Raw genomic sequence first — 8144 nt, 5'->3', positions numbered from 1 at the left:
ACGGCAATTTCAGCGGGAACAGGGATTCGGGTGCTGATGTAGACCTCTTGGCTGATTTGCTCCTTCAGGGAGAAGTCAATCGCCGGGATACTAAGGAGCTTTTGACAGCCATCCTTGAGACGCAGCAGGAAATCCTCAAGGAACTGCGCAAGCAGAATGCCACTTCGGTAGTGAGTCGAGCCGCCTAACCCCATAGCCCCCCAAATTAGGCGGCAGACAACCTTGGAAACCCGGCCAAAGCCGGGGTTTTTCATTTCAGGTTCACAGCGATGGTGAAAATCTTCGCACTGTCGAGCTTGACCCGGCACTCGGAGTTGCACGCCAGCATTACACATAAAAAAATCGCACGAAAAGAATGTCGTTATGCGTTCTTTAGTTGACTTGTGCGGGGAAAATCAGGAAGGGTTTGAAGCAGAGACAACATCGGTTCGAAAGTGAAGCGAGATGGCAGAAAACACGAACGCTTCGTCGCCAAAAGTGCTGAATACGGTCATTTGGGCCGGGGCGGCAGTTGCTATTACGGAATGGTCGTTTTCGGCGCGCTGCCCTATGTGATGGAGCGGCCGGGAGCCTATCAGGCAGGCCCGCAGCCGTACCCTCCACAGCAATATGCACAGCAACCGGCTCCATACCAGCCTCCATACTATCAGCAGCCGCAGCCGCAGCAATTCCCGCAGCCTTACGCGCAGCAGCAGGGATACCAGCAACCTCCGCAGCCTTCTTATCAAGCGCAGGCTCCGATGCCCGCACAGGCCCAGCGCCCGCGCCTGTTCGTCCGCAGGTGCAGACCTCAGCGCTCAACGCTGTAAATGGGTGAATGTAGACAGCGGCTATGAAATCACCGATCAGCTCTTTCGAAGAACGTCATCGCTTTGTTGAAGCAAGCCAATGCGGTTGCGTCAGCTCCAACGGGAGTGACGCCAACCGATCAGAACACGATCTACGCCTTCGTAGATCCTCGGTGCCCGTACTGCCAAGCCGCACACCGCGCTCTTAATGGCAAATATTCTGTGCGTTATCTCCCCATTAGCGTCCTCGGTGATGAGCCACTATGAACGGGCACTGCCGAATATTCGGGGTGTCCTGCGTAGCAGCGACCGGGCTACGGCTTTGCACAAAGTCATGGAGTCGGGTGATGCCAGCGGTCTCGATGTGTCGCCGGACACCAAACTGGATGCCGATGTGAATGCCAACATGGAAGTGTGGCGGGGCTATCTGCGCGTCTGCCTGATCAGCAGCCAGCGGTGCCGCTTTTCGTCGTGCCGGAAGGGAAGTCTGGCAACGTCGCTGTCATGAAGGCTGGCATGACGGTATGACGCAAGTGGTGGACGCCCTGTGGCAAAGTAGAGCGATGTTCGGTTTCGGGAAAAAGCAAAAGTCGGTTGAATTACCAAGGTTCCGGTTTGCCACTCTGCCGGACCCCATCGCTCCGACAATTGCCACCGAGGATATTTTACAGAAGCAAAAGATCATCGTCGGGCTGGGTACGCTTCTCATCAGCCTGACGGTGATCTCTCTCTCTTCGGTTTTCTTGTCGAGGGCGTTGCGCAGACGGAACCATATGTCGCAGACGGGGTGTCTTTGGATGCCCCGTGCCGATCTTGAACGTGGGGGCAAAGTGAAGACGAAAGAGGAAATATTGGAGGCCAGCGCCGCGCAGTCGGCGATCCAGCGCAATATGAAGGTTTTCATAGTGCTGCTCGTGATCGGGAACGCGGTGATGGCGCTGCATGTAGGGCAGTTGCTCTATGCGCGATTCGTCAAATTTCCTGACACAGCATTTCTTGGCACGACTGATGCTCAGAGCGTCTGCGCGCCAATCGGCCTTGATGAACCAATGGTCGCTGATGCAGTCGCCCGCGACTTCGCAGTCGAAGCGATCCGGGCAATCTCAACCTATGACTGGACCTCTTGGCGCGACCAGATCAATTCGAGCACAGCGCAGTACATGACGCTCGATGCACGCAATAGCTACCGGATATCGGTGAACGATTGGGGCATCATCAGGATGTTGTGAACCGGTATCAGAATGCGACTGCTCAACAGCGCGGCCCTGCGACAGTGCAGCGACAGGGCGTGGTACGCCAGCAAGACGGGACAGGCGTTACGAGTGGAGATCGTGGTTCCATGACGCTGATCTATCGCAACGCGACGGATCGACGGACAGAGAATCGTGATTTTTATGCCAAGGTCATCCGAACCGCGAAATCGCCACTCAATCCGAAGGGGATTGCCATCGGCGGGCTGGTCTCTTCGCAGCCAGTGCAGGTCAACAATCTACAGACCAATGCGGCGGTGGGGAGCGTGGGGCAATGATCAATCCGGCCGCACATCGCACGCTATCTGTGGCACTCTGCGGGCTGTTCGGCCTGCTTTGTGTCGCCAGCGTGGTCGTGACGACCGATACCTATGGCTTCGACCAGTGACGAATTTCGTCTGGCACGAGGCGGCGACGGGTGGAGAGTGTGCAGCCACCGTGCTCAGCACTCCTCACATTAGTCAGGCGCGCATCGTAGACTTTGCGTCCGATGCGGCCGTGACCATCAATTCCTACGATTATTACATCAAGGGACGGTATCGGTTCTGCCCTCCGGCAGTATTTCACCGTAACCGGGCGCGATTCGTATATCGAAGAAGTCAGTCGTCAGGATCGCCACTGGCGTTTCGCAGGAATTACGTTGAGCAGACAGCTTACAAGAACGGCGTTCCGAACATCAAGGAAGAAGGCTTCATTAAAGGACGCCGGTTCTGGCGTGTCGAAGTGCCTCTGCTGCAATATCGGCGTAGCAACGTCGATGTGACAGAGGCGGGCTTCTCCTAACGATGCTGTTGTGAGTGTTCGCCCATCGGTCGAAAACCCGAATGGCATCGGAATCGATAGCATCACTGCAACAACATTATTGAACTATGATAGGTAGAGGGCTGGCAAGTATGTGGAGATCGAGAACAGCGCTTGCGGCACTACTCATGGCGTCTACGGCGGGCATTCTGCCTGTTTTCGCCCAAGAGCAGGACCGCCCGCGCAGAACGGGAATCCAACCGGACAGGAAACGAACATTTCGGCTCCGCAGGGGATAGCGCCGGTCTCCCATTCCGCGCCAAGCGCCACCGGAAGAGACGCCACGACTGTTGCTCCGCAGCTCCAACAGGGCAGTGGAAACCACGTCCAGACCGAACCTGCCACCACGACAATTGACCAAGGAAGAGCTGGACGCTGTGCGGCGTGGCATGGTCGATCAGTCAGAAGGCATGATCCTTCGCCCGAATGAAGTCGGCCGGATCAGAGATGCTACTCTTGGTCTCGAAGCGCCGCTGTCCGCCCGACCTATTCGACCGATCCCTACCCGACTGCTCTGCGCGCGTGGTGAATGCTGCCAAGACACCTATGCAGCAGCCCCCGATAGCCCGGCTCGCTTACGGCATGACTACGCCAGTCACCTTCGTCGACAGTGACGGCTATCCATGGCCGATTTTAACGTCACGTACAATCCGACTGTGCTTGCGCAGGACGGTGCCGGTGCGGAGCGTCCGGCAATACGCCTTCCGGCGATGGACAGCGGCCGACGACGATCAATCTCACGCCCTGCTATTTCGAGATATTCTGAACATCAACGTCAGTCTCGAAAAGTGGCCTATCCATAGTCTTGATGACCCAATCGGGTTTCCGGCCACAGCAGGGACAGGGCCAGAAACAGGTCAGCATTGATATGCCGCTGACGGTCATCATTGAGGGAAAATCGCCGCTGGCTGACAAGGTGAAGCCGATTTCCATTTCCAACGCGAAAGCAACGGCTCGAAGAGCTGCGGCGGGAAATTACAAGCGGCCATCAAAAGTGGTGACGGGTGACGGCGATCTGGCCGATTACATTGTCGGCCGCCCGCCACGAGGGGCAAGGGCGGTGGCACTGGACGGTGCTCCCGATCTTCGCGGCTACATCGCGAGCAATGGTGATCTCGTCGTAGTCGGCCATGCAGAGATGTTGTCTCCGGGCTGGAATAGCAAGGCGCAAACACCGGACGGCGAGAAGGCCTATCGCTTTAGCGGAGCGCCTTACCGCGTGCTCTTCGTGGACAAGAACGGGGCAGAACGCCCGCAACGGTACGCTTTTAAGGAGAGGGGCTATGGCGGTAAACAAAATCGTAGTCGGAGTTGGTGCCTTAGCTGCTGTCACTGTTGGCGCGGCTGCTTTTATCCTTTCAGGGCAAGTAGCGCCTGACACTGGCGCTGGCACGCAAACATCCTTGCCGAATGCCACCAATGTTCGAGGAACGATCAATTGGAGCCGGTGACGCCGCAAGAGGCCAGCCGGAGAGCAACCGTCAACCAGTCGGATGCCCAGCAAGCCAGAGAACAAGGACGAGACTATCAGGCACCGACGGTGATCACTGGTGTTGGGCCTGCCGACCGTGGTGAGCAACCTCCCGTGCCAGAGCCTCCAAAGCCCGCTCCGGAGCCGCAGGAACGCATCATCAAGGAAACCACCGAGCGAACCGTCTATGTGACGCGCGTACCAGTGGAACAGCCTGTCGATGACGCGGCGGCACGGGCCGCGATCCAAGCGCAGATAGCCTCACTTGGGGCGAATGACCGGGGCGGTTCCGGTTCTGGCGGCATCGCGGCTATGGCGATCAACCGGTATGCAGCACCGCCAGAGGAAAAGAAGGAAGCGCCTGCAAAGCCGAGCGGTCCCAATCCTGCGACGATGAAACTTGTAGCGCGAACTGGCGATGTGGTTTTCGCTCGCCTCGACAGAGGCTTTAATAGCGACGACCCGGCCGCTCCCATTATCGTGACGCTGGATGACGTGATTTATGATCCGGCAAGCGGGACGCGGAACGGCCCCCTTACAGGGATGCGACTGGTAGGAAACATCTCGTACTCGGAAAATCAGTCCGCCATCGCTTTCAATCAGCTCGTGACCGTCTCCGGTCAGCAATATCCGATAAAGGCGATAGCGGTTTCCGAGAATGATGCCCGTACGGGTGTTGCGACTAAGGTGGATCGTCACACTTGGTCTCGCTACGCCGGGCTGTTTGTCTCCTCGCTGCTGCAAGGCGCGGGGCAGGTAGCAAACCAGCTCGTGCAGAACAATCGTGACTACGTTGTTTCAGACGGCGTGGTCGTTTCGAACAGCAATCCGGTTAATTACTGGCAGGCGGGCGTGGCAGCGTTGCAGCCGCTGGGCAATAATCTTTCTACCGCCGCTCGCCAGCACTTCAACCGGCCACCAACGATGTCAGCTCCGGCAGGCACCGGGATGGGGATCGTGTTCCTTGCTCCCGTGGTCATTCCGAAGGGCATCCGGTAGCTCAAGGAGAGAGCGAATGGAAAACACCCTGAAATTGGAGGATGGGGCACGCAGCTTTTACCAATTCCTTTCGGGCTTCGGCGATGTGGTGCCTCTCCTATTTGCCGTAATCGGATTGGCGATGTGCGGCATCACTGGCGTCAACCTTTACCGGATGGTGCAGCGGGAGGCCTACGCCCCTGCTGACTGGAGCAAGACCGGCCAAATCGTCGGGTTCTGCATCGGGGCGCTGCTCGGGATTTCATCTGTTGTTGTCTACGCACTTCGCAGGTGTGGACAGGCTTGAGCCAGTAGGGGCGTAGATGGCTGAAAACCGGATCAATCTGAGAGATCGATATGAAGAGGCCGTTGCTCGGTTTGGGATCGAGCAGGTGGAGCGCGGAAATGAAATCATGGTCGAGGTCGAGTTTGCCCGCGAGGCCATCGATCGCGTCAAGGCTGGCAAGCTCCCTGCCGAGCATGCAGCCTCCTATCAAATCACCTACGAGCGGGAGCTGGCACGGGCGGCTATCGAGGCATTAAATCATCAAAATGAATATCTTCTCGATCTGGCACGTGATGACGGCGATCTGGCTGTAGCTATTGGACGCGAGCGCCGGTCGCGGCCGGAGCAAGCACCTATACCCGGTAGCCCGGAAGCACCGATCCATATCGGCCACACTGCCGAGCAACAGCTTCGATATGCAGTGTCTGGCAACAGGGAAGCAAATCCTCTTGAAACGCTGCAAACCAGCGAGGAGGTCTTCAAGGCTGTTCAGGCCGCTGTGGCCGAGCGGCTAAACCATCTGAATGCCAGACTGACTGATCAAGATTCGCCGCACTTCATTTCGGAAGACAGCTATGTGACCCGGAATGAGGCTCGCGCTGAGCGCCAATTCCTCGCAGACATGAAGGACCAACTCGATAAACTGGAGCCGGGTGGAAGCCTCGATCTTTCCCGAACGGAGACCGATTACGGCTACGATCCAGAAGAAGCCGCAACTGATCGGATGAGCGGCCTCGAATACGAAACTGCAACAGCGAGAGCGGAACGGGAGCATGAGAGCCACGTGGAAAGCGTGGCATCGCTCTTGGAACAGTTGAGGGCACGCGGCGTCACCGTTGACACCAGCTTCAAGACGGTAGAGCCGACCGGGCCGTCTGCTGCTGAATGGGCGGCCCAAGACGCAGAGTTAGTGGAAGATCAGGAGCAGGAATACGATCATCTGCGTGATCCGGCTCTTATGGCTAGGTATTATCTCAACGAGATCAAGGAGGCAGATAGCCTACTGGCTTCCGATGGAGCTGATGGCCCATCGCGTAGCGAGGCCAAGGCGGCGTTGGAAGAGGCTATAACTCGCGCTGCCATAGCTGCGGACTACGGCAACGAGTTCGTTCGCGAGGCGGCGAAAACCGACGAGCGCCTTGCCGCCCGTATTATCGAGCTGGGGCAGCAAACACCGGCATCTCGTCGGGAGATCATGGATAGCAAGCCAGATCCTCTGCCGCTCTTCACCGAGCTTTATGATGACGTAGTACGAACGGCAGACGGAGTCCCTGTTGGTGCTCTTCATCGACATGCAGAAGGCAGATTGCAGCAGACCTATGCCGTTTGGCGTTGATCGAACAGGGCCGCGAAATCGGCCTGCTGCCCAAGGATGGCGAGTTTGTTGCTACAGGGGCGAGAGTGCAGGACAAGCGCACGAGCCGCATGTACCCCGCTGCTCACAGGCTCCCAGCCGACCTTTCTATAAAATATGACGGGCAGCTTGTTCGTCTGACGGACTTCTTCGAAGAAGGGCTGGACCGGACGTGGATAGACAAGAACATTTTCGCTCCAACAGACCGCATTCATAGGCTCGCCAACGTTGCGGACCAGTGGTGTGAGGATGCGGGCATGAAAACGACCTTGGTCAAGGCTGCGAACGCGGTTTTGGACGGCAAGATGTCGGCCAGACAGGCTATGGACGATATAGTGCAGCCCGGTTATGCCGCAGCCGTCGCGACGGCTCGTGAAAAGGTCGAGCGGAATTTCTCGTGGATCGAGCGGCAGGCTCTATCGCAGCGGATTGTCACCATCCAAGGCCAGCCTTTCCGCCTTCCAGAACCTACTGCTCTAAAAGTGAAGGACCTACCGGAGCGCGCGGCAGCCAAGGATGTCATGGAGCGCACCTTGGCGGCTTATAGCGAGGTTTCGGAGCTGTCGCCTTTCCAGCGCATGAAAAGCGCCATGGCGGCGACGGCCATAATTGACAATGAAAAACGGGCCATTGCCGAGGGCGGACGTGACCGGCTTCTGCCGCCCGGAATGGCGGCGATTGAGGCCGAGCATGCACGGCGGGAAGCACGCGCAAGCTTGCAGCGAGAAATGGATGTAATCGAGCAGCTTGCGGGCAAGGCACGCGAAGCTGTCGCTGCTGCCAATGATATTTCCCGACCATTGTCTTCGCGTCAGAGTGCGATGAATGATGCAATGGCCTATGGCGACCGCATGAAGGTTGCATGGACGGCCCTGCAGAAGGAGCGAGGGCCGCAGATCATGGAGAGGATGGAGCAGCGTGTCCGCCATTGTGGTCTTCATGGTCAGAGGCAATTGGCTGAGCTGAGATCGTCTTTTGCAGCGCCGCCCCGAGTTGTCCGCGACGTTGCTGGTACGCTCGAAGACACCAGAGACAACCTCAAGCGCCAAGATCGCCTTGATCAGGACCGCCGTGCGCAGGAGCGACGGGAAAATGTGGTTCAGTTCGGCCCTCGGCCGGAGTTTGAAGATGAGCGACATGGAAGAAGACAAGCCCGCCAAGATCGCTTTTCTACCGGAGGCGCAAGGGTCTCCAAGGGTATGGCAGGCAATTGAGC

At 57.7% G+C, this 8144-nt stretch carries 11 protein-coding genes; 10 read left to right on the top strand and 1 reads right to left on the bottom strand.

The window, feature by feature from the left end; translation table 11 throughout:
- The coding region (locus EGT36_RS30865) for a hypothetical protein (protein WP_210211252.1) at positions 1-254 on the bottom strand (254 nt) is incomplete at its 3' end.
- Between the two features lie 742 nt (positions 255-996).
- Here EGT36_RS30865 and EGT36_RS29400 point away from each other — a divergent pair.
- The 10 genes from EGT36_RS29400 (at position 997) to EGT36_RS29355 (ending at position 8142) form a co-directional block, all read left to right on the top strand.
- Positions 997-1296: a hypothetical protein gene (locus EGT36_RS29400; protein WP_125271717.1), complete on the top strand. Its 300-nt coding sequence runs from the start codon at positions 997-999 to the stop codon at positions 1294-1296.
- 16 nt (positions 1297-1312) lie between these two features.
- Positions 1313-2017 (top strand): DotI/IcmL/TraM family protein, encoded by a 705-nt coding sequence (locus EGT36_RS29395; RefSeq protein ID WP_125271716.1) that lies wholly within the window; start codon positions 1313-1315, stop codon positions 2015-2017.
- Between the two features lie 110 nt (positions 2018-2127).
- On the top strand, positions 2128-2316 hold the full coding sequence (locus EGT36_RS29390; protein WP_125271715.1) for a hypothetical protein: 189 nt from the start codon (positions 2128-2130) through the stop codon (positions 2314-2316).
- Between the two features lie 106 nt (positions 2317-2422).
- Entirely contained in the window at positions 2423-2821 is a 399-nt protein-coding gene (locus EGT36_RS29385) for a hypothetical protein (RefSeq protein WP_125271714.1), read from the top strand.
- A gap of 444 nt (positions 2822-3265) precedes the next feature.
- On the top strand, positions 3266-3706 hold the full coding sequence (locus EGT36_RS31470) for a DotH/IcmK family type IV secretion protein (protein ID WP_125271713.1): 441 nt from the start codon (positions 3266-3268) through the stop codon (positions 3704-3706).
- 1 nt (position 3707) lies between these two features.
- On the top strand, positions 3708-4217 hold the full coding sequence (locus tag EGT36_RS29375) for a DotH/IcmK family type IV secretion protein (RefSeq protein ID WP_172965755.1): 510 nt from the start codon (positions 3708-3710) through the stop codon (positions 4215-4217).
- Positions 4218-4286: 69 nt separating this feature from the next.
- The gene (locus EGT36_RS29370; RefSeq protein ID WP_286084381.1) at positions 4287-5309 is read left to right on the top strand and encodes a DotG/IcmE/VirB10 family type IV secretion system protein; all 1023 of its coding nucleotides are present in this window, start codon (positions 4287-4289) and stop codon (positions 5307-5309) included.
- A 16-nt stretch (positions 5310-5325) separates the two neighbouring features.
- Positions 5326-5595, top strand: coding sequence for a hypothetical protein (locus EGT36_RS29365; RefSeq protein WP_125271710.1), 270 nt, complete (start codon positions 5326-5328; stop codon positions 5593-5595).
- A 16-nt stretch (positions 5596-5611) separates the two neighbouring features.
- Positions 5612-6910 carry a hypothetical protein gene (locus tag EGT36_RS29360; protein ID WP_125271709.1) on the top strand — a complete coding sequence of 433 codons (1299 nt, stop codon included), beginning with the start codon at positions 5612-5614 and terminating at the stop codon, positions 6908-6910.
- The gene (locus EGT36_RS29355; protein ID WP_125271708.1) at positions 6901-8142 is read left to right on the top strand and encodes a hypothetical protein; all 1242 of its coding nucleotides are present in this window, start codon (positions 6901-6903) and stop codon (positions 8140-8142) included. The genes EGT36_RS29360 and EGT36_RS29355 overlap by 10 nt, the downstream gene beginning before the upstream one ends.
- Positions 8143-8144 lie beyond the last annotated feature (2 nt).

Source organism: Agrobacterium sp. FDAARGOS_525 (assembly GCF_003938925.1).
GTDB classification, from domain to species: domain Bacteria; phylum Pseudomonadota; class Alphaproteobacteria; order Rhizobiales; family Rhizobiaceae; genus Agrobacterium; species Agrobacterium pusense.
The sequence above is the reverse complement of the archived record's forward strand: the minus strand, read 5'-3'. Positions and strand labels throughout refer to the sequence as shown.

What these genes read in the sequence shown, in the direction of transcription:
- EGT36_RS29400 (WP_125271717.1), top strand. Translation starts at nt 997, where the DNA reads ATGGCAAATATTCTGTGCGTTATCTCCCCATTAGCGTCCTCGGTGATG.
- EGT36_RS29395 (WP_125271716.1), top strand. Translation starts at nt 1,313, where the DNA reads ATGACGCAAGTGGTGGACGCCCTGTGGCAAAGTAGAGCGATGTTCGGT.
- EGT36_RS29390 (WP_125271715.1), top strand. Translation starts at nt 2,128, where the DNA reads ATGACGCTGATCTATCGCAACGCGACGGATCGACGGACAGAGAATCGT.
- EGT36_RS31470 (WP_125271713.1), top strand. Translation starts at nt 3,266, where the DNA reads ATGAAGTCGGCCGGATCAGAGATGCTACTCTTGGTCTCGAAGCGCCGC.
- EGT36_RS29375 (WP_172965755.1), top strand. Translation starts at nt 3,708, where the DNA reads ATGCCGCTGACGGTCATCATTGAGGGAAAATCGCCGCTGGCTGACAAG.
- EGT36_RS29365 (WP_125271710.1), top strand. Translation starts at nt 5,326, where the DNA reads ATGGAAAACACCCTGAAATTGGAGGATGGGGCACGCAGCTTTTACCAA.
- EGT36_RS29360 (WP_125271709.1), top strand. Translation starts at nt 5,612, where the DNA reads ATGGCTGAAAACCGGATCAATCTGAGAGATCGATATGAAGAGGCCGTT.